Annotated in this window: 21 protein-coding genes; 17 read left to right on the forward strand and 4 right to left on the reverse strand. The window is 74.1% G+C overall.

Translation table 11 applies throughout. From position 1 onward, the window contains the following. Window positions 1–197 precede the first annotated feature (197 nt). The 13 genes from ACFTWP_RS27120 to ACFTWP_RS27180 all read left to right on the forward strand — a co-directional run bounded on the left by ACFTWP_RS27120 (window position 198) and on the right by ACFTWP_RS27180 (window position 13,739). Complete coding sequence (locus ACFTWP_RS27120) at window positions 198–980, forward strand: SDR family oxidoreductase (protein WP_380267490.1); 783 nt, start codon at window positions 198–200, stop codon at window positions 978–980. Window positions 981–1,011: 31 nt separating this feature from the next. Next, entirely contained in the window at window positions 1,012–1,251 is a 240-nt protein-coding gene (locus tag ACFTWP_RS27125; RefSeq protein WP_380267491.1) for an RNA polymerase subunit sigma-70, read from the forward strand. Window position 1,252: 1 nt separating this feature from the next. Continuing rightward, window positions 1,253–1,822 (forward strand): Clp protease N-terminal domain-containing protein, encoded by a 570-nt coding sequence (locus ACFTWP_RS27130; RefSeq protein WP_380267492.1) that lies wholly within the window; start codon window positions 1,253–1,255, stop codon window positions 1,820–1,822. A 375-nt stretch (window positions 1,823–2,197) separates the two neighbouring features. Then, window positions 2,198–3,814 carry a sensor histidine kinase gene (locus tag ACFTWP_RS27135; protein WP_380267493.1) on the forward strand — a complete coding sequence of 539 codons (1,617 nt, stop codon included), beginning with the start codon at window positions 2,198–2,200 and terminating at the stop codon, window positions 3,812–3,814. Then, window positions 3,814–4,245, forward strand: coding sequence for a roadblock/LC7 domain-containing protein (locus ACFTWP_RS27140; RefSeq protein WP_380267494.1), 432 nt, complete (start codon window positions 3,814–3,816; stop codon window positions 4,243–4,245). The genes ACFTWP_RS27135 and ACFTWP_RS27140 overlap by 1 nt, the downstream gene beginning before the upstream one ends. Continuing rightward, window positions 4,242–4,622 carry a DUF742 domain-containing protein gene (locus ACFTWP_RS27145; protein ID WP_380267495.1) on the forward strand — a complete coding sequence of 127 codons (381 nt, stop codon included), beginning with the start codon at window positions 4,242–4,244 and terminating at the stop codon, window positions 4,620–4,622. The genes ACFTWP_RS27140 and ACFTWP_RS27145 overlap by 4 nt, the downstream gene beginning before the upstream one ends. Next, window positions 4,603–5,244: an ATP/GTP-binding protein gene (locus ACFTWP_RS27150; protein WP_380267496.1), complete on the forward strand. Its 642-nt coding sequence runs from the start codon at window positions 4,603–4,605 to the stop codon at window positions 5,242–5,244. Before ACFTWP_RS27145 ends, ACFTWP_RS27150 begins: the two co-directional genes overlap by 20 nt. Beyond that, window positions 5,241–6,485, forward strand: coding sequence for a cytochrome P450 (locus ACFTWP_RS27155; protein ID WP_380267497.1), 1,245 nt, complete (start codon window positions 5,241–5,243; stop codon window positions 6,483–6,485). Before ACFTWP_RS27150 ends, ACFTWP_RS27155 begins: the two co-directional genes overlap by 4 nt. 70 nt (window positions 6,486–6,555) lie before the next feature. Beyond that, complete coding sequence (locus ACFTWP_RS27160) at window positions 6,556–7,758, forward strand: cytochrome P450 (protein WP_380267498.1); 1,203 nt, start codon at window positions 6,556–6,558, stop codon at window positions 7,756–7,758. A gap of 315 nt (window positions 7,759–8,073) precedes the next feature. Beyond that, window positions 8,074–9,429: an ABC transporter substrate-binding protein gene (locus ACFTWP_RS27165; protein WP_380267499.1), complete on the forward strand. Its 1,356-nt coding sequence runs from the start codon at window positions 8,074–8,076 to the stop codon at window positions 9,427–9,429. Between the two features lie 252 nt (window positions 9,430–9,681). Next, window positions 9,682–10,689 (forward strand): carbohydrate ABC transporter permease, encoded by a 1,008-nt coding sequence (locus tag ACFTWP_RS27170; RefSeq protein WP_380267500.1) that lies wholly within the window; start codon window positions 9,682–9,684, stop codon window positions 10,687–10,689. After that, window positions 10,686–11,669: a carbohydrate ABC transporter permease gene (locus tag ACFTWP_RS27175; protein ID WP_380267501.1), complete on the forward strand. Its 984-nt coding sequence runs from the start codon at window positions 10,686–10,688 to the stop codon at window positions 11,667–11,669. Before ACFTWP_RS27170 ends, ACFTWP_RS27175 begins: the two co-directional genes overlap by 4 nt. 582 nt (window positions 11,670–12,251) lie before the next feature. Continuing rightward, window positions 12,252–13,739, forward strand: coding sequence for a DUF4153 domain-containing protein (locus ACFTWP_RS27180; RefSeq protein WP_380267502.1), 1,488 nt, complete (start codon window positions 12,252–12,254; stop codon window positions 13,737–13,739). Window positions 13,740–13,847: 108 nt separating this feature from the next. On the opposite strand, the gene ACFTWP_RS27185 is transcribed toward ACFTWP_RS27180, so the two are convergent. Beyond that, window positions 13,848–15,362: an MFS transporter gene (locus tag ACFTWP_RS27185; RefSeq protein WP_380267503.1), complete on the reverse strand. Its 1,515-nt coding sequence runs from the start codon at window positions 15,360–15,362 to the stop codon at window positions 13,848–13,850. Between the two features lie 215 nt (window positions 15,363–15,577). Here ACFTWP_RS27185 and ACFTWP_RS27190 point away from each other — a divergent pair, with 215 nt between their 5' ends. The 3 genes from ACFTWP_RS27190 (at window position 15,578) to ACFTWP_RS27200 (ending at window position 17,914) form a co-directional block, all read left to right on the forward strand. Next, window positions 15,578–16,333, forward strand: coding sequence for a TetR/AcrR family transcriptional regulator (locus ACFTWP_RS27190; RefSeq protein ID WP_380267504.1), 756 nt, complete (start codon window positions 15,578–15,580; stop codon window positions 16,331–16,333). Window positions 16,334–16,422: 89 nt separating this feature from the next. Beyond that, a complete protein-coding gene (locus tag ACFTWP_RS27195; protein WP_380267505.1) occupies window positions 16,423–17,106 on the forward strand; it encodes a ribonuclease HII in 684 nt (227 codons plus the stop codon). Between the two features lie 436 nt (window positions 17,107–17,542). Continuing rightward, on the forward strand, window positions 17,543–17,914 hold the full coding sequence (locus tag ACFTWP_RS27200) for a hypothetical protein (RefSeq protein WP_380267506.1): 372 nt from the start codon (window positions 17,543–17,545) through the stop codon (window positions 17,912–17,914). An 82-nt stretch (window positions 17,915–17,996) separates the two neighbouring features. Here the strand turns inward: ACFTWP_RS27200 and ACFTWP_RS27205 are convergent, their stop codons facing one another. Both ACFTWP_RS27205 and ACFTWP_RS27210 read right to left on the reverse strand, forming a co-directional pair. Continuing rightward, window positions 17,997–18,644: a hypothetical protein gene (locus ACFTWP_RS27205; protein ID WP_380267507.1), complete on the reverse strand. Its 648-nt coding sequence runs from the start codon at window positions 18,642–18,644 to the stop codon at window positions 17,997–17,999. 415 nt (window positions 18,645–19,059) lie between these two features. After that, window positions 19,060–21,324 carry a RecQ family ATP-dependent DNA helicase gene (locus ACFTWP_RS27210; RefSeq protein ID WP_380267508.1) on the reverse strand — a complete coding sequence of 755 codons (2,265 nt, stop codon included), beginning with the start codon at window positions 21,322–21,324 and terminating at the stop codon, window positions 19,060–19,062. Window positions 21,325–21,553: 229 nt separating this feature from the next. Between ACFTWP_RS27210 and ACFTWP_RS27215 the strand changes: the two genes are divergently transcribed. After that, the gene (locus ACFTWP_RS27215) at window positions 21,554–23,002 is read left to right on the forward strand and encodes a DUF4192 domain-containing protein (RefSeq protein WP_380267509.1); all 1,449 of its coding nucleotides are present in this window, start codon (window positions 21,554–21,556) and stop codon (window positions 23,000–23,002) included. A 217-nt stretch (window positions 23,003–23,219) separates the two neighbouring features. Here ACFTWP_RS27215 and ACFTWP_RS27220 read toward each other — a convergent pair whose 3' ends face one another. Beyond that, window positions 23,220–24,533, reverse strand: coding sequence for an alpha/beta fold hydrolase (locus tag ACFTWP_RS27220; RefSeq protein ID WP_380267510.1), 1,314 nt, complete (start codon window positions 24,531–24,533; stop codon window positions 23,220–23,222). Between the last annotated feature and the right edge of the window lie 220 nt (window positions 24,534–24,753).

A 24,753-nucleotide genomic window follows, 5' to 3' on the forward strand; every position in this document is an offset into this window, starting at 1 on the left:
GATGACACGGTGGACGGATCGTGTGTCCCCTCGAAGCCCGACGGCTTCGGGGGGACACACTGCGTTCCGGGCTCCTCGGACCGGCGGCGGCGCCCCCTCGGGCCGCCGCCGGACGGCGGGACCGAAGCCGATGTCACGTTCCGGCGGGCCTGTCCGGTCGTTCTCCTGATGGCGGACGAGAGAAGGGCAGGCCTGTGATGAAGCCGATTCTGGTGACCGGCGGTACCGGCACGCTGGGCCGGGTGGTGGTGCGGTCGCTGCTCGCGCGCGGGTACGAGGTGCGGGTGCTGAGCCGGCGGGAGCGTACGGGGGGCGGCGCGTCCTGGGTGGTGGGCGACCTCACCACGGGGGCGGGGCTGGCGGCGGCGGTGGCCGGGGTGTCGGTGGTGGTGGACTGCGCCACCACCCAGGGCAGGGCGGACGTCACCGCCACCGCGAACCTGGTGGCCGCGGTGCGCCGGGCCGGCGTCCCGCACCTGGTGTACGTGTCGATCGTCGGCGTGGACCGGGTGCCGCTCGGGTACTACCGGGCGAAGCTGGCGGCCGAGCGGCTGGTGCGGGAGTCGGGGGTGGGCTGGACGATCCTGCGGGCCACCCAGTTCCACGATCTGCTGCTGTCGCTGATGAGGGTCACCGCCAGGTCGCCGGTGGTGCCGGTCGCGGCGGGGGTGAGCTTCCAGCCGGTGGACGTCCGGGAGGTGGCGCAGCGGCTGGTGGAGCTGGCGCTCGGGGAGCCGGCCGGGTTCGCGCCGGAGCTGGGCGGGCCGCGGGTGATCGGACACCGGGAGCTGGCCCGGGAGTACCTGGCGGCGGCGGGGCTGCGCCGGTTGCTGGTGCCGGTCCGGCTGCCGGGGGAGACCTTCCGCGGGTTGCGGGCGGGCGGCAACCTCACGCCGGGGCATGCGGACGGGCGCGGGACCTTCGAGGAGGCGTTGGCGGCGCGGTTCCACCGGCGGGCCGAGGATGTCAACCTGGGTTGACAGTCGGGGCCTGTCAATCTAAGTTGACAGTATGAGCGACAGCAGAGAGCTCGCGGCGGCCGCGAGCAGCCGTGACCCCGCCGTGGGGCTGAGGTCGGTCCGCGCGCTGCGCGACCTGGCGGACCGGCTGGAGGACCTCCAGGTGGGCAACGCCCGTGGTCTGGGCTGGTCCTGGCAGGACATCGCGGTCTGCCTCGGGGTGAGCCGCCAGGCCGTCCACAAGAAGTACGGCAGGCGTGGTTTCGGTACCGGCGACAAGGACGGAGGCTGAGATGTTCGAGCGATTCACCGTGGCCGCGCGCGACACGGTCGTGCGGGCCCAGGAGGAGGCGGTCGAGCTGCGGCACGACCGGGTCGGCACCGAGCACCTGCTGCTCGGGGTGCTGCGGCAGGCCGGGGATCCGGCCGCCGGGGTGCTGCTCGCCGCCGGGCTCGACCTGCCGACCGCGCGGGCCGCCGTGGTCGGACTGCTCGGCACCGGCGGCGACGCGCAGGCGCTGGCCGCGATCGGAGTGGACCTGGACGCCGTACGGGACGCGGTCGAAGCCGCCTTCGGGGAGGGCGCGTTGGACGGGCCGGGCCCGGAGCGGGAGCGGCGCGGGCGGGGCTGGTTCAAGGGAGGAGGGCGGGTCCCGTTCACCGGCCGGGCGAAGAAGGTGCTGGAGCTTTCGCTGCGGGAGTCGTTGCGGCTGAAGTCCGGCGAGATCGCGGTCGGGCACATCGTGCTGGGCCTGCTCCGGGAGGGGGAGGGGCTCGGCGCCCGGGTGATCGCGGATCACGGGCTGGACTTCGCGGCGGTCCGCGAGGCCGTCGAGGCCCGGCTCTCCGCGCCCGCCCGCTGAACGCCCCGGCGGTGGGCGGGTGCCGATGCGCCCGACCCGCCGCCGGTTCACCCCGGGCGTACGGCGAGGTGCTCGGCCCGCCGCCGGTCCGCCGCCGGCTGTCCCGGAACGGCGGGTGGGCCGTCCCGGGGAGCCGCGGATCGGGCCGGAGCCGTGGATCGAGCCGGTGCGTCCCGCCGGTTCCGGGCTTCGCCTGTCAGTCCCTCGGCGGTCCGAGACCGTCCGTCAACTGGCCGGTTGAGTAGATCAAATGAATGGATATGATCTGCCGACCGCGTGAACTGATTATTCCGCCCGGAGGCCACGTCATCGTGCCCGCCGGGCGGTTGCACGCCGTCGCCCTGCCGTCGACGCCTGCAGCCGAGGATCGGACTGATGAGAGCACGCACGAGACCCGCAGGTGAGCCCCGCCTGCGCCCGGCCCCGCGCACCATCGCCCTGACGGCCGCCGCCTGGCTGCTGGCCGCGGTCGCCGGCCCGGTCGCCGTCGCCAGGGCGGGCGCCGCGCACCAGCCGCTCACCGTCGCCGCCGTCTGCGCCGTCGTCGCCCTGTGGTGCATCGTCGTCGGCCTCGCCGCCGGCGCCACCGAACGCGCCCGCCGCCTCACCGCCGAACTGGCCGCCCGCCAGGACGAGCTGACCGCCGCCCAGGCCGAGACCGACACCGCCCGGGCCCGGACCACCGAGGCCCGGGCCGCCGCCGAGGCCTTCCGCCGGGAGCGCGACAGCGCCCTCGCCGCCGGCGCCGTGGCCCGGGACGAACTGGCCAGGGCCGAGAAGGAGGCCGAGCAGCGCAGGGCGGAGCGGCGCGAACTCTTCAAGCTGACCGACGAGATCCTCCCCGCCGTGGTCGAACGCCTGCGCACCGGCGCCTCGGTGGACACCGCGCTCGCCGAGCACCGGCGCCACCCGCAGATCGCCGTCCTGCGCACCCTCGCCGAGCAGGTCGGCCGGGGCGAGCGCGAGCGGGCCGCCGCCCTGGCGGTCTGCGCCACCGCCGCCGGGCGCGTGCAGGCCCTCGCCACCAGCATGCACGCCGACCTGCGCGAGATGCAGCACCGGCACGACGAGGACGTCCTCGGCGACCTGCTCCGCCTCGACCACTCCACGGCCCAGGCGGGCCGGTTGGCCGACAGCATCGCCGTCCTCACCGGCGCCCGCTCCGGGCGGCGGTGGACCAAACCGATCGGCGTGGAGTCCGTCCTGCGCGGCGCGCTCGGCCGGATCGGCGCCTACCAGCGGGTGCGGCTGCACAACGCCAGCACGGCGGCCGTCGCCGGCCACGCGGCCGAGGGCGTGATGCACGCGCTGGCGGAACTGCTCGACAACGCGGCCAACTTCTCCGCCCCGCCGGCCGAGGTGCACGTGTACGTGGAGGAGGTGCACGCCGGGCTGGTGATCACCGTCGAGGACGGCGGGCTCGGCCTCGGCGACAGCTGGCTGCGCCGCGCCGAGCGGGCGGTGTCCGCCGAACCGCTCGACCTCAGCGCGCTGTCCGCGGGGACCCGGATCGGGCTCGCGGTGGTCGGCTCGCTGGCCCGCAAGCACGGGCTGACGATCTCGTTCCGGCCCTCGGCGCGGGGCGGCACCGGCGTGGTGATGCTGATCCCGCAGCAGTTGGTGACGCACCCGACCAGCGCCCATTCGACCAGCGCCCACCCGACCACCACCCACCCGACCAGCACCCCGCCCGCGCCGACCGCCCCCGTTTCCGCCCCCGCGCCGGCCCGGGTCGCCCCCGCCCCCGCCGGGGCCGTGCCCGGGTTCGGGCCGGGAGCCGAGCCGGGGGTCGACGGCCTCCCGCAGCGCCGGCGCGGCCAGACCCTGGCGGCCGCGACCCGACCTGCTCCGCCGGCCGCCGGGCCGGCCCCCGCCGATCCGCCCGCGACCGTCGACCCGGTGCGGGCCGCCCGGTTCGGGGCCTTCCGCAAGGCCCTGCAGGGCCAGGACACACCCGACGATTCCCCCGCATCCCCGAAGGACGACTCCTGATGAGCAGCGCGACCGCCCGTGACCTCGACTGGCTGTTGGAGAACCTGCTGGCCGCGACGCCGGGGGCCAGGCACGCCCTGGTGCTGTCCGCCGACGGTCTGAAGCTCTGCCACACCGGCGCGCTGGGCACCGACCAGGCGGACCAGCTCGCCGCGATCGCCTCCGGGATCCAGAGCCTGGCCCACGGCGCCTCGATCGAGTTCGGCGACGCCACCGGCGGAGTGCGGCAGTCGATGACCGAGTTCCACGGCGGCGTCCTGTGCATCGTCGCGGCCGGCGAGGGCGCGCACCTGGCCCTGGTCACCGACGAGGACGCGGACGTTGGCGTGGTGGGGCACAACATGCACGGTCTGATCGAGCAGATCGGCACCCACCTGAGCGCGCCGCCGCGGGAGCAGGACGACGACGTCGACGCCGCCGGCCCGGTATGAGCGGGTGGCCGGCGCCGGCGGGCCTCGGCGACGACCCGGACCGCCTCTACACCGTCACCCGCGGTCGCAGCCGCGCGCCGGAGAACGCCTTCGACCTGGTCACCCTGATCGTCGCGGAGGGTGAGCCGGTCCCCGGCATGCAGTCCGAGCTGGCCCGGATCCTGCGGATCTGCGCGGCTCCGACGGCGGTGGTGGAGATCGCCGCCGACCTGGGGATGCCGGTGTCCGTGGTGAAGATCCTGCTCGGTGACCTGCTGGAGGCGGGCCGGATCACCGCCCGCCACCCCCGGTTCTCCCCGGCCCGGCGCCCCGGCGCCGCCCGGTTGCCCGACCTCGACACGTTGAAGCAGGTGCTCCATGGACTCCAGCAGCTCTGACACCGCGCCCCCCGCGTCCCGCGCCCCGCTGCGCGGGACCGCCGAGAACGGCATGAAGATCGTCGTGGTGGGCGGTTTCGCGGTCGGCAAGACCACCCTGGTGGGCGCGGTCAGCGAGATCCGTCCGCTGAACACCGAGGAGACCATGACCCGGGCGGGGGTGGGGATCGACGACCCGTCGGCCGCCCCGGGCAAGACCTCGACCACGGTGGCCTTCGACTTCGGCCGGATCACCCTCTCGGACGAGAACGTGCTGTACCTGTTCGGTGCGCCCGGGCAGGAGCGGTTCTGGTTCCTCTGGGACCGGCTGTTCAGCGGGGCGCTGGGCGCGGTGGTGCTGGTGGACACCCGGCGCCTGGAGGAGTCCTGGTACACGATCGACCGCCTGGAGCACCACGGCACGCCGTTCATCGTCGCCCGCAACAACTTCGGCGAGCCGACGCACAGCCTGGAGCAGGTCCGCAGCGCGCTCGACCTGCCGGCGGACGTCCCGCTGGTGGACTGCGACGCCCGGGACCGCGAGTCCGCCAAGCAGGTGCTGATCGAACTCGTCCGCCACCTGCACACCCGCGTCGAGGCCTCCCGGCGGGAGGCCCCGGTCGAAGAGGAGACCGCCCCGTGACCGAGCCCGCCCCGATCCCGCCGCCGGGCTGCCCGGCGCACGCCGCCGCCCCGCTGTACGGGCCGCGGTTCCAGACCGACCCGGCCCAGGTGTACCGGGAGCTGCGCGCCGCGCACGGTCCGGTGGCGCCGATCGAGCTGGCCGGGGGAGTGCCGGGCTGGCTGGTGATCGGCTACCGGGAGCTGCAGCAGGTGACCTCCCGCCCGCAGCTGTTCGGCCGGGACTCGACGCGGTGGAACGCCTGGCCCACGATCCCCGCGGACTGGCCGCTGAAGCCGATGATGGCGCCGGTGCCGTCCATCCTCTACGCCGAGGGCGCCGAGCACCGCCGCCGGTCCGCCGCCGTCACGGAGGCGCTGGCCGCGGTGGACCAGTACGAGCTGAGGAAGTACTGCGAGGAGGTCGCCGACCGGTTGATCGACGACTTCGCCGGGCGCGGCGAGGCCGACCTGGTCGCCGAGTACGCGCACCGGATGCCGCTGCTGGTGCTCTGCCGGCTGTTCGGGCTGGGCGAGCAGGAGGCGCCGGAGCTGATCCGGGGCCTGCTGGCGATGCTCGACGGCGGCTCCGACGCGCAGGCGGGGGCGCAGCGGCTGCTGACCGGGATGGCCGCGCTGGTGGCGGAGAAGCACGAGTGGCCCGGGGCGGACATCCCGTCCCGGATGATGGCGCACGAGGCCGGGCTGAGCGACGAGGAGGTCGTGCGGGACCTCCGGGTGCTGCTGATCGCCGGCCACCAGCCCTGCGCGTACTGGATCTCCAACGCGCTGCGGCTGATGCTGACCGACGGGCGGTTCGCGGCCTCGCTCTCCGGCGGGCGGCGCAGCGTCAGCCAGGCGCTGAACGAGGCGCTCTGGGAGGACACCCCGACGCAGGTCTTCGCCGGCCGCTGGGCGACCCGGGACACCGAACTGGGCGGGCAGCGGATCGCGGCCGGCGACCTGGTGCTGCTGGGCCTGGCCGGCGCCAACGCCGACCCGGCGGTACGCCCGGACGGGGGTGCGCCGGCCGAGGGCAACCGGGCGCACCTGAGCTACTCGCACGGCGAGCACGGCTGCCCGTCCCCGGCGCAGGAGGTGGCCGAGGTGATCGCCACCACGGCGATCGAGGTGCTGCTGGACCGGCTGCCCGACCTGCGGCTGGCGGCGGCCGAGCACGCCCTGGTGTGGCGCCCCTCGGCGTGGGTGCGCGGCCTGGTCGCCCTGCCGGTGGCGTTCACCCCCGGGTACGTGACCGGATGAGGGCGGTCCCTCCCGGGCGCCGGGCGCACCGCCGCGTACCCCCGACGACCCGAATCGAAGGAGCATGCCGATGACCGCACCTGTCGTCCTGGACCCGCTGGCGCGGGACAACGCCGCCGAGGGCGCGCTGCTGCGCGCGGCCGGGCCGGTGGTGGCCGTGGAGCTGCCCGGCGGGGTGGCCGCGTGGGCGGTGACGCGGCACGCGCAGGCGCGGGAGCTGCTGACGGATCCGCGGCTGGTGAAGGACGCCGCGCACTGGGCGGCGTTCCGGCGCGGGGAGGTGCCGCGGACCTGGCCGCTGATCGGGCTGGCGGTGCCGGGCCCGAGCATGGTGACCACGGACGGCGCGGCGCACCGGCGGCTGCGCGCGCTGGTGGCGCAGGCCTTCACGCCCCGCCGGGTGGAGCTGATGCGTCCGCGGGTGGAGGCGATCACGGCGAGGCTGCTGGACGCCCTGGCGGCGGGCCCGCGGGAGGTGGACCTGAAGACGGAGTTCGCGTTCCCGCTGCCGATGACGGTGATCGGCACGCTGCTCGGCGTGGACGAGGCGGACCACGCCCACCTGCGCGAGCTGTACGAGCGGTTCTTCGGGAGCCGGCCCGACCCGGACGGCATCCAGGCGACCATCGCGGCGCTCAACGCCTTCGTCGGCGACGTGGTGGCGCGGCGCCGGGCGGCGCCCGGGGACGACCTGGCCAGTGCCCTGCTGGCGGCGGACGTCGAGGGCGGCGCGCTGAGCGACGCCGAGGCGGCGGCGACCCTGCGGGTGATCATCGCGGCGGGCCACGAGACGACCGTCAACCTGATCACCAACGCCGTCCGTGCGCTGCTCACCCATCCGGATCAGCTGGCGTTGGTCCGATCGGGCGAGGCCGGGTGGTCGGCCGTGGTCGAGGAGTCGCTCCGCTGGACCCCGCCGACCAGCAACTTCCTGTTCCGCTTCACCACCGAGGAGGTCGCGGTGGGCGGGGTGGTGATCCCCCGCGGCGAGCCCGTGCTGATCTCGTACAACGCGATCGGGCGCGATCCGGAGCGGCACGGGGTCACCGCCGAGCTGTTCGACGTCACCCGGGAGCCGGCGCGGCACCTCTCCTTCGGGCACGGCCCGCACGTCTGCCCGGGTTCGCCGCTGGCCCGGCTGGAGGCGGCGGTGGCGCTGCCGGCGCTGTTCGAACGGTTCCCGGAGCTGGCGCTGGCGGTGCCGGACGGGGAGCTGTCGCCCAGCCCCTCGGTGGTGGTGAACAGTCTGAAGGCGCTGCCGGTCAGGTTCTGAGCCGGCCGCGAGTACGGTTGCGGCGGGGCGCCCCGCTGGCCGGGGGCGCCCCGCTGGCCGGGGGCGTCCGGCCGGCGCCGCCCCCGGCGCCGCTCTCCAGCACGGGTCGGTTACGACTGTGCCTCTGGCCGATGAAGGTCGAACGGACACCTTGGCGCGAGGTTGCCGTTACGTTAACGTCTTCAAGCCAGCTACCGCTGGGTACGGACCACTTCTCGTGTACAGCGCAGTGTTGCTCCGCCATACCGACGTTGCTCGAAGCCCTGGCCTGGAGGACGCTTTGACCCTCACCCTGACCGCTACCGAGGTGTGCCGATGAACGTCAGCCGACGCCTGCTGGTGGCCCCGGCCGTCCTGGCCCTGGCGCTCACCGCAGCCTGCTCCAACAGTTCCGGCGGTTCGGGCGGCGGCTCGGGGTCGACGGCGGCCCTCACCGGCGACTGCGCGCAGTTCCAGCCCTACGCGGGGCACTCGGGGACGAAGGTGACGATGTTCGCCTCGATCCTGAGCCCGGAGTCGGACAACCTGGAGAAGTCCTGGGCCGACTTCAGCAAGTGTACGGGCATCAAGATCAGCTACGAGGGCTCCAACGACTTCGAGTCCCAGCTGCCCGTCCGCGTGACCGGCGGGAACGCGCCCGACTTCGCGATCATCCCGCAGCCCGGGCTGCTGGCCCAGATGGTGAAGACCGGCAAGGTCGTGAAGCCGCCGGCGGGCACGGTCGCCAACGAGGACAAGTGGAGCCCGGTCTGGAAGTCCTACGGCTCGGTGAACGGCACCTTCTACGCGGCGCCGATGAGCGCCAACATGAAGTCGCTGGTCTGGTACTCGCCGAAGACCTTCAAGGACGCCGGCATCGAGGTGCCGAAGACCTGGGCCGACCTGATGGCCGCCAGTGACAAGCTCGCCAAGGCCGGCGGCGCCAAGCCGTGGTGCGGCGGCATCGGCTCCGGCACGGCCACCGGCTGGCCCGCCACCGACTGGCTGGAGGAGATCGTCCTCGGCTCGTACGGCGGCGAGGTCTACGACCAGTGGGTCGAGCACAAGGTCAAGTTCAGCGACGAGAAGATCACCACCGCCATGCAGACGCTGGCCGGCTGGATGCAGAACCCGGCCTGGGTGAACGGCGGCATCGGCGACGTGAAGTCGATCGCCACCACCACCTTCCAGGACGCCGGTGCGCCGATCCTGGCGGGCAAGTGCGCGATGCTCCAGCAGGCGTCCTTCTACGAGGCGCAGTGGCCCAAGGGCACCAAGGTCGCCGCGGACGGCGACGTGTTCGCCTTCCACCTGCCGGCGGTGAACCCGACCGTTCCGAACCCGGTCGAGGGCGGCGGCGAGTTCCTCGCGGCCTTCTCCGACCGCCCCGAGGTGCAGGCGGTGCAGAACTACCTGTCCAGCTCGGAGTGGGCCAGCAGCCGGGTGAAGACCGCCTCCGGCTGGGTCTCGGCCAACCAGGGCGTGGACAAGAGCCTCTACACCGACCCGATCGACCAGCTCTCCGCCTCCAAGCTGACCGACCCCACCGCCACCTTCCGCTTCGACGCCTCCGACCTGATGCCGGCCGCCGTCGGCTCCGGGCAGGAGTGGAAGTCGCTGACCGCCTGGTTCGCCGAGGGCCAGTCCATCCAGCGGGTCACCGCCGACATCGACGGCGCCTGGCCCCAGTAGCGGGCCTTTCGGCACTGGGCCGGTCCGCCGGTCGACGTCAACAATTGAACGGGCAGCCCGCCGGTGCTCACCGGCGGGCCGCTCGGCCGAGACCACCTGCCGAGGGCGGTGCGGGGCCACCCACCCGCACCGCCCGCCCCTCATCACCCACCCCTCATCACCCACCGGCGCCACCCTGCCGACCGTCACCACCCCCTGCCCCGCCCGAGCCCCGCCGGGGATCCCGGGGGACTCCAGGAAGGACGAACAGTCATGTCCGTCACCAGGGCACTGCTCGCCGACGGCGCGTGGACCGACGCGAGCATCAAGCTCGGCAACAGCCTGGGAGCCATCGCCGGCTTCCTGGGCATCCTGCTGGTGGTCTTCTTCGTCGCGGGTCGCGCGTCCGGGCGGATCAGCCGTCCGATCGCCGTCGGGGTCTTCCTCGGCCCCGCCGTCCTGCTGCTGATCGTCGGACTGGTCGCACCCCTGGTGCGGACCGTCTACCTGAGCTTCTACAACGACGACAGCAGCAGGTTCCTCGGCGGCGCCAACTACGGCTGGGCACTGACCAACACCTCCGTGCAGCACGTCCTGCTGAACACCCTGCTCTGGCTGGCGGTCGCGCCGCTGGCCGCCACCGGCCTCGGGCTGCTGCTCGCACTCCTGGTGGACCGGCTCCGCGGGCAGGCGATCTACAAGTCGCTGATCTTCATGCCGATGGCGATCTCGCTGGTCGGCGCGAGCATCATCTTCAAGTTCGTCTACGAGGCCAGGGACGCCTCCCAGCCGCAGATCGGCCTGCTGAGCCAGCTGGCCATCTCGTTCGGGTGGCAGCACCCGCCGAACTGGATGCTCTCCCAGCCGCTGAACACCTTCCTGCTGATGGCGGTGATGGTCTGGGTGCAGACGGGCTTCGCCATGGTGGTGCTGTCCGCGGCGATCAAGGCGATCCCGGACGAGGTCACCGAGGCGGCCCGGCTGGACGGCGCGGCCGGGGTGAAGCTGTTCTGGTTCGTCACGGTGCCGATGATCCGCACCACCCTGGTGGTGGTGCTCACCACCGTGATGATCACCACGCTGAAGGCCTTCGACATCGTCCGCACGATGACCGGCGGCAACTTCGGCACCCAGGTGCTCGCCAACGAGATGTACTCGCAGTCGTTCGTGCAGTTCAACACCGGCCGGGGCAGCGCCCTCGCGGTGATCCTCTTCCTCGCGGTGCTGCCGCTGGTTGCCTACAACATCGTCCAGCTGCGCAAGGAGCGTGCCGTCCGATGAACGAGACCGGCGCGGCCCCGGCCGCCAAGCCCGCTCCCGTCGCCTCCGCCTCCGGCTCCGCCACGCTGCCGGCGCCCGCCCCGGGTCCCGTCCGCAAGGCGTTCAGCAGCCCGCTCGCCTCGGTGTTCGTGATCGCCGTGACGGTGCTGTGGACCATCCCGACCCTCGGTCTGCTGGCCACCTCGCTGCGCCCCAAGAAGGCCGTCGCCGAGAGCGGCTGGTGGACCGTTTTCACCCACCCCGACCTGGGGTTCTCCAACTACCACACGGTGCTCTTCGAGGGCGGGTTCGGCGTCAGCGGCGGCCTGCTGCCCTACCTGGTCAACTCGCTGGCGATCAGCATCCCGGCGACGGTCTTCCCGCTGCTGCTGGCCGCGATGGCGGCGTACGCGCTGTCCTGGATGCGGTTCCGGGGCAGTGACACCGTCTTCTTCGTGATCTTCGCCCTCCAGGTGGTGCCGCTGCAGATGGCGCTGATCCCGCTGCTGCAGCTGTTCTCGGGCGGCGCGCACCTGGGCTCGCTGACGGTGGTCCCGGCCTTCGACCTGAGCGGGACGTACGCGCCGGTCTGGCTGGCGCACACCATGTTCGCGCTGCCGCTGGCGATCTTCCTGCTGCACAACTTCATCTCGCAGCTGCCGCGCGACCTGATGGAGGCGGCGGTGGTGGACGGCGCCTCGCACTTCAAGATCTTCCGCTCGATCGTCCTCCCGCTCTGCACCCCGGCGCTGGCCTCCTTCGCGATCTTCCAGTTCCTCTGGGTCTGGAACGACCTGCTGGTCGCGCTGACCTTCGCCGGCGGCACCCCCGAGGTCGCGCCGATGACGGTCCGACTGGCCCAGCTGTCCGGCTCCTTCGGCGGTCGCTGGGAGCTGCTGACGGCGGGCGCCTTCCTGTCGATCATCATCCCGCTGGTGGTCTTCTTCAGCCTCCAGCGCTACTTCGTCCGCGGGCTGCTGGCGGGGTCGGTGAAGGGCTGAGCCCGCTGCCGGGACCCCGCCGGCAGCCCGCGGAGCCCCGGAACGGGCCGTGCCGACCCGGCACCCGGCCCCGTGCGATGGCCCGGTGGACGCCCCTGAGCGGCGTCCACCGGGCTTTCGCATGGGCGCGGCCGTTGTGTCACAACTCGGCGACACAAGCCCTCCCCGGTTGATTTGAACTTGTTCAGAATGATCGACCTCCCTAAAGTCTGGGTCATGTCGCGGCGCCACTCCTGCGCCTGCCGGCGGACTGCCCCGTGGGCGGATTCCGCATGCCGCCGTACCAGCTGAGGGGGACTCATGTCCGAATCGTCCATACCCGAGCCGCCGCCGGGCACGCAGCCGCCTTCCGGAACCCCGTCCGGCGCTGAGGCCGGAACCCCGTCCGGAACCCCGTCCGGCGCCGCGTCCGGAACCCCGGCGTCCTCGGAGAGCCCCTACGGCGCGCCGCCGTACGCGGGGCCGCCGCCGGTGGCCCCGGCACCCGCAGGGCCGGCGCCCGCCGACGACCCGTTCCGACCCTTCGGGCCCCCGTACGGTGCCCAGCCCTTCAAGCCGCAGTCGGCGCCGCCCAGCCGACTGATGACCGAGACCGCCCCCGCACGACGCGCCCAGGCCACGCCGGCGGTGGTGGCGGCGGCCCTCGCCGCCGGGCTCGTCAGCTCCTGGCTGCTGCACGAGGGGCTCGGGGCCAACCTGCTGATCTGCGCCCTCGCCGCCGCCACGACGGCCGGGTTCGCGGCCAGGGCGGCCGGCCGGACGGTGCGGCCCTGGACGGTGGTGTGGAGCGTCCTCGCGACCGCCATGCTGGTGGTCCCCGCCCTCTCCGACGCCGGCTGGCCGATCACCCTGGCCGTCTGCTCCGCGCTGGCGCTGGCCTCGCTCGCGTTGCACGGCGGGCGCCGCTGGATCGGTGTGGCGCTGGCGCTGCCCGGCTTCCTCTGGCACCTCGTGCCCTCGCTCAACTGGGCCCTGCAGGCCCTGCGCGGTCGCGACTACCCCGCGAGGGGCAAGGTGGTGTCGATCCTCAAGGCGACCGCCGTGGCCGTCGTCCTGCTGGTCGTCTTCGGCGCGCTGTTCGCCAGCGCCGACGTCGCGATGGGTGACGTCCTGTCGAGCCTGATGCCCACCATCGACCTCGACGACCTTCCCGCCCGGTTCGTCCTGCTCGTCCTCGGCGTCGTCGTCGCCCTCGGGTTCGCGCACCTCGCGGCCGGGCCGCGGATCTGGGACCGCGCCACCACCAAGCCCGGGCGCGAGCGCGGCCGCCTGGAGTGGGCGCTCCCGCTGGCGGCGCTCGACCTGATGTTCGCCACCTTCACCGTGATCCAGGTCGTGGTGCTGGCCGGCGGCCGTGACGCGATCACCAGGAACACCGGGATGAGCCGTTCCGAGTACGCCCGGCAGGGCTTCTGGCAGCTCATGGTGATCACCGTCCTCACCCTGGGCGTGGTGGCGCTGGCCAAGCGCTGGGCCCCCCGCTCGACCCCCGCGGACCACCGGCTGACCCGCGCACTGCTCGGCACCCTCTGCCTGCTGACCCTGGTCGTGGTCGGCTCGGCGCTGCTGCGGATGTCCTACTACGTGGACGCCTCCGGCCTGACCACCCTGCGCCTGTGGGTGCTGGTCGTGGAGATCTGGCTCGGCGTGGTCTTCCTGCTGGTCATCGCGGCCGGCGTGCTGCGCTCCGCCTCCTGGCTGCCGCGCGCGGTCGTCCTCAGTGCGGCCGTCGCCGCCGCCGTGTACGGGCTGATGGGGCCGGACGCCATCGTCGCCGCGCAGAACGTGGACCGCTACCAGAGCTCCGCCGGCCACCCGATCGACCTGCGCAACGTCCGGAGCCTGTCCCTGGACGCCGTGCCGGCCCTCGACCGGCTGCCCGAGCCGCTGCGGACCTGCGCGCTGGAGCGGATCGCCGACTCCCTCGACGACGGCCCGGCGCCCTGGTACGCGACCAGCCTGGCCGAGTCCCGGGCGCGGGACATCCTGCACAGCCGTCCGATCGGGGGCCGCCCCGCCGCCGCCTGCAAGGCCGCCGGGTACCAGTACCGCGACGAGTACGACTACTGACCGCCGGCCCGGCCGCACGGGCGACGGGAACGGCGCCGTACCGGGAGCGGGTGCTCCCGGTACGGCGCCGTCGTCATGCCGGCCCGCCGGATCGGCGGTCGCCGCGGGTCAGAGGATCGCGCCCGGCGTCTCGCCGGTCGGCAGGTCGCTCGCCTTGGCCTTGACCACGAAGACCGCGATCAGCAGGGCGACGCCGGCCAGCACGGCACCCACGATGAAGCCCCGCGAGATGCCGTACGTCAGCACCTCGTTGCCCATCGCCGCGATCTGCTCCTTGGTCGGAACCGCGTCCTTCGGTGCGGCGGCCGAGAGTTCGGCCGTCTTGTCGGCGGCGGCGGTGGCGAAGACCGTGGTGAGGATCGACAGCCCGAGCGAGCCGCCGATCTGCTGCATCGAGTTGAGCAGGCCCGAGGCGGCACCGGTGTCCTGCTCGGCGACGCCCGCCACCGAGAGCAGCATCACCGGGACGAAGATCAGGCCCATGCCGAAGCCGAAGACGACGGTCGGGATCAGGACGCCGTCGATGTAGCCGTTGTCGGTGCTCAGCGTCGTCAGCCAGGTGAGCCCGACGGCCACCAGGGCGGCGCCGCCGGCCATGAACGGCTTGGGGCCGAGCTTGGCCTGGAAGCTGGAGGCGAGCTGCGCCGCGATGATGATCGCCACGCTGATCGGCAGGAAGGCGAATCCGGCCTGCAGCGGGCTGTAGCCCAGCGGGCCCTGCACGAACAGCGTGATGTAGAAGAAGATGCCGAACATGGCCGCGGCCAGGCAGAGCATCATCGCCAGGCCGCCGGTGCGGTTGCGGTCGGCGAAGAGGTGCAGCGGGGTGATCGGCTGCGCGGTGGTCCGCTCGATGACCACGAACGCGGCCACCAGGATCACTCCGAGGGCGAAGGAGCCCAGCGTGATCGGGTCCGACCAGCCGTCGGCCGCCGCCCGGATGAACCCGTAGACGAGCGCGACCAGTCCGACGGTCGAGGTGAGTGCGCCCGGGATGTCGAAGCGGCCGGTCTGGCGCTCGGACTCGGCGATGTAGCGCGGGGCGGCGAGCGCGATCAGGCCCGCGATCGGCACGTTGACGAAGAACACCCAGCGCCAGTCGAGGTACTCGGTGAGCAGGCCGCCGGCCAGCAGGCCGATCGCGGCCCCGGAGCCGGCCACCGCCGAGAAGACGCCGAACGCCTTGTTGCGCTCCGGACCCTCCTCGAAGTTGGTGGCGATCAGGGCGAAGGCGGTCGGCGAGCAGATCGCGCCGCCGATGCCCTGCAGGGCGCGCGCGGCCAGCAGCATGCCGCTGTCCTGCGCGAAGCCGCCGAGCAGCGAGGCGAAGCCGAAGAGCAGCGTGCCGATGATGAACACCCGGCGGCGGCCGAGGATGTCGCCGGCCCGGCCGCCGAGCAGCAGCAGCCCGCCGAAGGTGAGGGTGTAGGCGTTGATGACCCAGGACAGGTCGGTGGTGGAGAACTGCAGCGCGTCCCGGATCTGCGGCAGTGCGATGTTCACGATGGTGGCGTCGAGCACCACCATCAGCTGGGTCGCGGCGATCACGGCGAGCGTGATGCCGGTGCCCCGGCTCTGTCCGAGTGGCGGAGAGTTCTTGCTGAGTGTGTCGGAGATAGCCAAGATTGTGCCCCCTGCTGGCTACTGCTTCGTGGCGTGGCGGTGGTCCGCGAGGCCGGGCGGTGGCCCGGACGTGGCTCGGCGCACGGCCGTGGCTGTGGGCCGTACCGGTGCGCAGGGACGTGTCTCGCGGGCTATGAAGGAACGGCAGCGTTCACTACGCTGGACGATAGTCGGTGCGTGTTTGTGAACGCAAGCGTTCTCTAAGGTTGGTGGCGATGGATCAGGTGGCGCGACGAAAGGCGGCGGACGGACCCGCCGCCGGGCCGGTCCCCTCCGGCTACGCGCGGGTCGTCGGCTGCGCGGTGGCCGCGGCCGACGCGCTCGCCCGGCCGGCCCGCCGGCGTGGCGCCGCGCTGGAACAGGCGATCTTCGAAGCCGTCCTCGACCAACTCACCTCCGGCGGGTACGCACGACTGACGATGGAGGGCGTCGCCGGCGCGGCGCGCACCGGCAAGGCTGCGCTCTACCGACGCTGGGCGTCGAAGGTCGACCTCGTGCTCGACACCCTGCGCTCCACTCTCCCACCCCCTACCGACATCCCCGACCTCGGGTCCGCCCGAAGCGAATTGCTGCTGCTCATCGACCACTTCGGGGTCGCCCTGGAGTCCCGGGCCGGCGGTGCGGTCAACGCGGTGATGAACGAGCTCGACCACGACCAGGCCCAGATCTTCAAGGAGTTCCTCGCGGAGCGGGTGATCGAGCCGACCAAGGCGGCCACCCTCTCGATCCTGCGGCGCGGCGAGGACCGCGGTGACGTCCGGCCCGGCGCCGCCAACCAGCTGGTCGCCGACGTCGCCCCCGCGATGCTGATGTACCGGGTGAAGGTCTGCGGCGGCAGGCTCGGCCCCGGCTACGGGACGGAACTCGTGGACGAGGTGCTGCTGCCGATGGTCCGATGCCAGCGCCGGCCGCCCGCGGTCTCCACCGAACTCCCGCCGGAGCCCGACCCGGCGGGCTCCCGGCCGGGGTGACCGCCCGGCCCGGGGCCGCCGGCGGGTGACCGAGGGCCGCGGCGGGCGCCGTAACCTGGAGGGAACCCCCCGTCGAAACGGATGTCCCGATGCCTGTCGTTCCCCCGACCCACTCCGTGGAGCGCTCACTGCGCCGGGCCGGCGCCCAGCTGGTCGTCGGCCTCGACGAGGTCGGCCGCGGATCCTGGGCGGGCCCGGTCACCGTCGGCGCGGCCGTCACCGGGCTGCGCAAGCCGCCGGAGGGCCTGACCGACTCCAAGCTGCTCACCGAGCGCCGCCGCACCGCCCTGGCCCCGCTGCTCGCGGACTGGGTCACCGCGTACGCACTGGGGCACGCCTCGGCCCGGGAGTGCGACGAACTCGGCATGACGGCCGCGCTGCGGCTGGCCGCCGTCCGGGCCCTGGAGGCCCTGCCGGTGCGCCCCGACGCGGTGATCCTGGACGGGAAGCACGACTACCTCGGCGGCCGCTGGCGGGTGCGGACGGTGATCAAGGGGGACCAGTCCTGCATCTGCGTCTCGGCGGCCTCGGTGCTCGCGAAGGTCCACCGGGACGGCCTGATGGCCGAGATCGGCGAGAGCCACCCCGCGTACGGCTTCGCCGACAACGCCGGGTACCCCTCCCCGGTGCACCGCGCCGCGCTGGAGGAGCTCGGCCCGACCGAGCACCACCGCCTCTCCTGGTCCTACCTCGACGCGCTGCCCAAGTGGCGCCACCTGAAGCGGGAGAGGCTGTCCGCCGACGCGGACGAGCAGCTCACGCTGGGTTTCTGACGCCGGATCCGCCGCCCGCGCGGGCTCCGGGCGGGCCCGGTCGGCGGCGCGGGCCGCGGGCGCCCGGTGTTCAAGGGGTGGGGTGCCCGTGCGCGGCGGACCGGCATTTGATAGATATCCGGGTATGCCTGTCTTCCCCGAGGAGCCGGAGATTCACGAGAGCATCCCGGGCCCCGGCGTTCCCTTCCCCCGCGAGTCGGACGCACAAGCCCCCCGTACGCCTGCCGCCGGCAGCGCGTCCCCTGCCGCCAATCCCGCCGGCGCCCGCACCGCGGCCGCCACCGTGCCCGCCGTGCCGGGGCCCCGACCCGGTCCGCCGCGACCGGCGCCTCCCCGGGCGGTGAAGCCCGGGCCCCCGCCCCGGCCCGCCCGTACCCCCAAGCCCGGTGCCGCCCCGCGCCCCGCCGGGCCCGCCGTGCAGTACGTTCCCGCCTCCGTGGCCGAGGCCCTGGAGCGGGCGGACGACACGGTGGACCGACTGCTGGAGTCCGGCCGCCGGCCGGGCGACGTCCTGGTCCTGACCGTGGGCGAACCGCACCCGTGGCAGCAGCACGAACTCTCCTTCGGGGAGGGGCGCTACTGGGCGCAGCTCACCGAGGGCGACGACGTGTTCTACGCGGACGCGGCACTGACCCGCCCGGCCCGCCGGGACGTGGTGGTGCTCGTCGTCAACGGGACCCCCGCCCACCGGGCCGAGCCCGCGTTCCAGCAGGCGCTCGGCCGTGCGGGCGCACTGCTGGTGGTGTGCGGCGAGGCCGATCTGGTGGGTGCCCCCGGCACTCCGGAGAGCCGGCCGGCCCTGGCCTGATCCCGCGTCGGCCCGACCGTCCACCCGCCGGCCGGGTACCGACCCGCCGCAGTCCCCCCTTCCGCCCGTTGAGGCCCAGGCCTCAACGGGCGGCCGCGCGTCTGGCGGGCTCGATGGGCGCCACCTTCGCCGGCTCCCAGGAGCCTCCCGCGGCGCGTTCCTCGCGGGCGGACCGCGGGGGGAGCTCGGTGACGGTGTGCACCGGCCCGTCGGCCCAGGAGCCGGAGTGCGGGCTGCGCCCGCTGCGGCCGTCGCCGAGGGACTGCCAGCCCCCCGGGGTCAGCGTGAGGTAGGACCCGCAGCGGAGCCCGTGCAGGGCCGCCGCGTCGCGCAGGGCCCACATCCAGGCGCCGTCCTGCTCCGTCCACCCGGGCGCGCCGTCGCGGCAGCGGAGCAGGATGGCGGTCCGGGCCGGGGCGGCTCGCCGCAGGTCGTGCGGGGTCACCTGGCGCAGGTGGGCGAGCAGGGCGTTGCGGTGCTGCCAGCCGTCGCGGACGTGCGGTCGGGGGGTGAAGGAGGCCGAAGCGGTGACCCGGTGCAGCCCGTCCAGGACACTGATCACGACCGTGCCGGGCTGGGGGAGGTGCCGCTGGTGCAGCTCGGTCACGAACTCGCGCGGATCACGCAGCAGCGGGACGCCGGACGCGGTCCAGCTCTCCAGGTCCAGATTGCGTCTGCCCTCCGCACTCCGGGTAAAGGGATTCTGACCTCGGTCGATACCGTTGATCACGATCCTCCTTCCCTGCCCCGTCGGGTGTGCGGGTACGCGCGTACGCCGAAACCCGGTCCGTCGGACCAGGTAGTGGGGTACGGTCCGATTCTCACGGTAAACGGGTCAGACCGGCAATGATGAAATGATGAACGCCGCCCGAAAGTCGACGTTCTGTCGGATATATTCCACCGGCACGGTGACGCCATTCGGGTGAGGCCGCAGCTGTTGGGCGGCGAAGGCGGGAACCCGGCCGGCCGCCCGTCCACGCGGCCCGCGTCCGCGACGCCCCTCACGTCCCCTGCCTCACGTGCGCCTCCTCGGTCTCTCCGGTGTCCGGCCCTTCCTCTGCTCGCCTCGTTGCTTTCGATGATCTCGCCGTACGGGTGTCCCGCGCGCTCCGGGCCGGCGGCGCGGGCACCCGCCCCGGCCGGTGTCACCCCTGGACGGCCAGCACCAGCGGCAGCACCGCGCTCGCCCCGGCGCGGCGCAGGAGCCGGGCGGCCACCGTGACCGTCCAGCCCGAGTCGACCAGGTCGTCGATCAGCAGGACCGGCCCGCCCGCCCCGGCCAGTGCCTCCTCCAGCTCCGGCGCCAGCACCAGCGCACCGGCCAGCGAGTGCAGGCGCTGGGCGCTGTTGCTGCGCCCACCCTGCGGTGCGTGCCCCGCGCCGTACTCGATCCGGCCGAGCAGCGGCAGCCGGCCGATCGACGCGATCTTCGCCCCGAGGCTCCCGACGAGCTGGGGCCGCCCGGCCGAGGCCATCGTGACCACCCCCACCGGCCGGTCGAGCCGGCCGCCTTCGGCGGTCGCGGCCCCGGCCCAGCCGCCGGGGCCGCGCGCCCAGTCGGCGAGCACCGAGACCAGGGCGTCGACCATGTCGTCCGGCACGGGCGCGTCCGGCGTCTGGTCGGCCAGCAGGGCCCGCAGCCGGTTGCCCCAGCCGATGTCCGAGAGCCGGCCGAGCGCCCGGCCGGTCTCGGCCTGTTCACCCGCCGGGATCCTGCCCTTGAGCGGCACCCCGAGCGCGTCCATCCCGGTCGGCCAGAGCCGCCTGGGCTCGAAGCTCACGCCCGGGCGTCCGAGCGCCGCACGGGCGGCGTCCAGCGCTCCGGAGGAGACGTCCGCGGTGTGCCGCGGGCCCGCGCAGTTGTCACAGCGCCCGCAGGGCACGGCCTGTTCGTCGTCCAGCTGCCGGCGCAGGAACTCCATCCGGCACCCGGAGGTCGTGGCGTACTCGCGCATCGCGCGCTGCTCGGCCTCGCGGGACGCCGCGACCTTGGCGTACCGGGCCGTGTCGTACGCCCAGGCCTGCCCGGTGGCCGTCCAGCCGCCCTTGACCCGGCGTACGGCGCCGTCCACGTCCAGCACCTTGAGCATCGTCTCCAGGCGGGCCCGCCGCAGGTCCACCCGGGGCTCCAGGGCGGCGGTGGAGAGCGGCCGGCCGGCCTCGGCCAGCGCGTCGATGGTGCGCCGGACCTGCTCCTCCGGCGGGAAGGCCAGCGAGGCGAAGTAGCGCCAGATCGCCTCGTCCTCGCGCCCGGGGAGCAGCAGCACCTCGGCCCGGTCCACGCCACGGCCCGCCCGGCCGACCTGCTGGTAGTAGGCGATCGGGGAGCTGGGCGAGCCCAGGTGCACCACGAACCCGAGGTCGGGCTTGTCGAAGCCCATCCCCAGGGCGGAGGTCGCGACCAGGGCCTTGACCCGGTTGGCCAGCAGGTCCGCCTCCGCGCTGCGGCGCTCCGCGTCCTCGGTGCGCCCCGAGTAGGAGGCCACCGCGAAGCCGCGCTCGCGCAGGAAGGCGGTGACCTCGTCGGCCGCGGCCACCGTGAGCGTGTAGACGATGCCGGAGCCGGGCAGCCGGTCGAGGTGGTCGGCCAGCCAGGCCAGGCGGTGGGCCGGGTCCGGCAGCGCCAGGACGCCGAGGGTCAGGCTCTCCCGGTCCAGGGGGCCGCGCAGGACGAGTGCCAGCTCGTCCGCGGCGCCGGTGCCCAACTGCTCGGCGACGTCGGCGGTGACCCGGGCGTTGGCGGTCGCCGTGGTGGCCAGCACCGGGACGCCGGGCGAGAGGTCCGCGAGCATGGTGCGCAGCCTGCGGTAGTCGGGGCGGAAGTCGTGGCCCCAGTCGGAGATGCAGTGCGCCTCGTCGACCACCAGGAGGCCGGTGGACGCGGCCAGCTTGGGCAGCACCTGGTCGCGGAAGTCGGGGTTGTTCAGCCGCTCGGGGCTGACCAGCAGGATGTCCACCGCCCCGGCGGCCACCTCGGCCTGGATCTCGTCCCACTCCTCGGTGTTGGCCGAGTTGATGGTGCGGGCCCTGATACCGGCCTTGGCGGCCGAGTCCACCTGGTTGCGCATCAGCGCCAGCAGCGGGGAGACGATCACGGTGGGGCCCGCGCCGCGGCCGCGCAGCAGCGCGGTGGCGATGAAGTAGACCGCGGACTTGCCCCAGCCGGTGCGCTGGACGACCAGCGCGCGGCGGTGGTCGACCACGAGTGCCTCGATCGCCAGCCACTGGTCCTCCCGCAGGGTGGCGGCGGGCCCGGCCAGCTCCCGGAGGACCTGCTCGGCCCGGGCCCGGACCTCGGCCCGCTCGGCGGGCGTGGCGCCCGACGGCGCGCCGGGGGCCGGCGCCCCGCCGGGGGTGGGGGTGTCGGAGGTGTCGGCCGTCGGGCTGGAGTGGGTCTCGGGCTGATCCATGCGTCCATGTAACAGTGCCGGGCCGACAAACCGCGAACGGTCCTGCCCGGTGGCCGGGCGGAGCATCGCCGGGATGGTCGTTTCGGTAAACTGACCCGGTGTCAAATCTCGCTCATGTGAGTGATTTCCCCGCGGGCCGAACGGGTGACGGATATCCACAGGCGGGAGTTGTCCACAGGGAAAGGACATTTCCGGGCGAGCGGATATCCCCGGGGCCATTCTTCCGTCCATGAACGAGGAACGCACCACACTGCCCCCGGACCCGGCCCCCGGCCACCTGCCGGTCAGGATGCGCGGCCCCGCCGACATGGCCGAACTGCTCCCGTACCTGCTGGGCTTCTTCCCCGACGACAGCATCGTGGCGGTCGGCCTGCAGGGCGCGGACCTGCAGCAGGGCGGGGTGATCCGGATCGACATCCCCGAAGCGCCCGCGGACTGGCCGCGGGCCGCCGCCGAGACGGCGGAGTTGCTGATCGGGCTCTCCGAACAGCGCGACCACAGGCCGGCGCAGGTGCTGCTCTACCTGTGCCGTGATCCCGAGGAGGGGGACACCCAGCCGGTCCTCGCCCGGTTGGGGCCGCTCGCGGAGGACCTGCGCGCGGCCTTCGAGGCCACGGGGGTGGGCGTCAAGGAGTCGCTGTGCGTCTCGGACGGCCGGTGGTGGTCCTTCCTCTGCCGCCGGGCCGGTTGCTGCGAGCCGTCCGGCAACCCCATCCACCGGGCCCAGGGCCCCGGCCCGGTGGTCGCCGCGGCGACCTTCGCCGGCCTCGCGCCGCGCGGCAGCCGCAAGGCGATCGCCGCCGGGCTGGCGCCGATCGGCGAGCCGGGGGCGCAGGTTCAACGGCTGGCCGTCGAGCGGGTGCTGGCCGGGCCGGGTTATGACGGCGAGGCGGCCCACGAGCGGTTCGGGGAGCTGCTCCACGAGGTGATGGCGGAGTTCCTCGTGGGCGCTCGGGAGGTCGACGAGGGCCGGGCGGCCCTGCTGCTGGTGGGCCTGCAGGACAAGCTCCTGCGGGACCGCGCCGCCGAGTACGCCGAACCGGCCGAGTTGAAGGCCGCCCAGCGCTTGTGGCGGTTCCTCGCGCAGCGCTGCGTGATCCCCTTCGACGGCTACGCGGCGGCTCCGCTGACCCTGCTGGCGTGGACGTCCTGGCTCGCGGACGACACCGCGACCGCCCGGGTGGTGCTGGCCCGGGTGCTCCGGCTGGACCCGTACTACCTGCTGGCCCAGCTGCTCTACGAGTCGCTGAACGGCGGCCTCGCCCCCGAGGCCCTGCTGGAGGGGGTACGGGCCCAACGGGCCCAACGGGCCCAACGGGCCCGGCGAGCGGCTCGCGGGCCGACGGGCACGGCCGGGGGAGCGGTCGACCCGCCGAGGCCTCCCGGCACCCCGGGGCCGGGGCCGGGGGGCGAGGAGCCGGCCGCCCCACCCGGGTCGGACGGACCGCACGGGTCGGCGGCGGGCCCCTCGGAGAGCGCCGGTCCGACGCTCTCCGGTCCCCTGGCGCCTCCCGGGCGGGCGCCTGCCGGGCGGGCCCGGGCGGCGCGACGGTCGAGGCGGGCCGTCGGTGCGCCGCCCGGCGCGGAGGACACCGCGGCCGGCTTCCCGGACGGGTTCGGCGTCCGGTACCGCGCCCGGCGACGGCGCGCGGTCCGCGGCACGACGACGGGAGCCTGAGATGCGAGCAGCAGGACCAGCCGCCCCGACACCACGGGCCCGGACATCCCGCGCCCCGACATCCCGTACCCCGGCCGAACGCCGCGGCGGTCCGACCCGCCGCGGGCCCGCCGGGAGGGCCCGGCGGGCCGGTCGCCCGACCGCCGGCCCCCCTCACGTCACCGGGTGGCCGCGGTCCGCCCCGGCAGCCCGCGGCCGGGCCCGGCGGAGAACGGCGCTACAGCTCTCCGCGCGCCATCCTGATGAGGTGGTCGAGCACCTTGCCGCCGCTCGCCCGCACCCCGTCGTGCTCCCACTCGTTGGTGATCCACGGCCGCAGACCGCGCACCGCCCGCGCGGTCGCCAGCGAGTCGGCGGTGTCCACGTACATGTCGTCGTGGTAGACGGCGGCCACCACCGGCACCTCGTTGGCGGCCAGCCGCTCGGGGCTGTACAGGTCGGGCCAGTCGGTGCGCGCGGCGAGCAGCTGGGCGGTCTCCCGCAGCGGGCGCAGGGCGGGGTCGGTCTCGAACATCCAGGGGTAGATCATCTCGCCGGTGAACCGCACCGGCGCCTCGGAGTCGAGCGCGGCCCGGGCGTCGAAGGCCGGGAACTCCTTGCGGACGCGCTCGGCCGCCCACTCGGTCCCCGCCGGGTCCACCGAGCGCTGGCCGTAGATCGACTCGTGCAGCACCGCGTACAGCGGATTCTGCGCGAACGAGAGCTTGGCCTGGGCCTCGGCCAGGAAGGTGTCCGAGAGCTCCGGCCCGGCCGGCCCCTCGACCCAGGCCTCCTCCAACAGGTAGTGCAGCACGTGCGAGCCCGTGCCCGTGCCGAGCAGCATGCCCAGGGACTGGAAGGCCTCGACCGTCAGCAGCCCGCCGTCCGGGAGGGCGGCGGGGGAGTCGGCCAGGTGCGCGGCGATCCGCCGCACGGCGGCGACGTCCCCCGGGTAGCGGGCGTAGTGCGCCTCGTTCTTGCCGACCACCCGGGGGTAGGCCGCCCGGTACACGTCGTCGGCGGAGCTGCGCAGACCCGCCAGGCCGCCGGTCACGAACACCTCCCGCAGGCCCTCGGGGGCCAGCGAGAGGTAGGTCAGGGCGCAGAAGCCGCCGAAGCTCTGCCCGAGCAGGCTCCACCGCCGCTCCTCGCCGATCAGCAGACGCCGGATCAGCTCGGCGTCGCGGACGATGGAGTCCGCCCGGAAGTGCGCAAGGTAGTCGGCCTGGGCCTGCGGGCCGCCGCGGCGGCCCAGGGTCTGGCGCGTGGCCGGCGTGGAACGGCCGGTCCCGCGCTGGTCCAGCAGCAGCACCCGGTAGTCGTCGAGCGCCCGCACCAGCCAGCCGTCGCGTCCCAGCGGCCGAGCGGCCTTGCCACCCGGGCCGCCCTGGAGGAAGAGCAGCCAGGGCAGGTCGTCGGCCTCGCGGCCGGAGGCGACCACCTCCCGGGCGTACACCTCGATCCGCTCACCCTGGGGTACGGCGTGGTCGAGCGGCAGGTGGAAGACGTGGTCGGTCGTGACGATCCCGGGCAGCCGGCTGGCGGTGGACATACAACTCCTCGGTATGTGCTGGTCACAGCTGTCATGGCCACCACCCACGGAGTTGCCGGTGCGGATGCCGTGACCGTCGCACCGTATCCTGGCGGCGGCCGCGCACCGGCCCGGAGACCGCTCCACATCGGTTCCCGGCACCGGAGCAGGGCCGAGCACATCCGTTCCCGCCCGACCCGATGCTCCGGCTTCGCCGCCGGGCCACCGGTGACCGGCCGGA

Source organism: Kitasatospora sp. NPDC057015, assembly GCF_042673745.1.
Taxonomy (GTDB): domain Bacteria; phylum Actinomycetota; class Actinomycetes; order Streptomycetales; family Streptomycetaceae; genus Kitasatospora.